This window comes from Arthrobacter sp. P1_B3, assembly GCF_056406615.1.
In genome coordinates, this window is sequence record NZ_JBFTZV010000075.1 from 1 (window position 1) to 649 (window position 649).

At 57.6% G+C, this 649-nt stretch carries 1 rRNA gene; it reads left to right on the forward strand.

The features are described from left to right. Positions 1-125, forward strand: a 16S ribosomal RNA gene (locus AC1D2F_RS23920); the annotation flags it as partial. Between the last annotated feature and the right edge of the window lie 524 nt (positions 126-649).

Below are 649 nucleotides of genomic sequence, written 5' to 3' on the forward strand. Positions count from 1 at the left end.
TGGTAACACCCGAAGCCGGTGGCCTAACCCCTTGTGGGAGGGAGCTGTCGAAGGTGGGACTGGCGATTGGGACTAAGTCGTAACAAGGTAGCCGTACCGGAAGGTGCGGCTGGATCACCTCCTTTCTAAGGAGCACCTACAGTCACCTTGCCCCGTGTATGCGGGTGTGGAGGGGTTGTCAGGAGTAACGCCCGTTGCGCAGACGATTGTTCTGCGGCGGGTGCTCACGGGTGGAATATCAGCAAATAGGTGCCTGGCGGCACAGGCCGGCAGCAAGTACGGATGCTCTCTTGAGRGTGTCCTGGAACGCTCGCCGGAATGAACTGCCGGGTAGTGTTTGGCACACTGTTGGGTCCTGAGRCAACAGGACCAKGGCGCGGCCGCGTTGCTCTTCCTTTGGGGGGGTGCGTGGTTGTGGTGTGGGACTTGTGTTTCTGGTTTCCTGGCTGCACCGATCATACGGTTGTTCCTGTCTTTTGGGGCGGGGCGTGTGTGGGGTGTGTGGTACGGGGTTGTTGTTTGAGAACTACATAGTGGACGCGAGCATCTTTTATAAGAAGCAATTTCCAAGAATATGAACCTGGATCTGTGCCGTTGCTCTGGTTGTGCCCCTTGGGGTGTGGCTGGTGTGCGGTGTGGTTTTCATGGT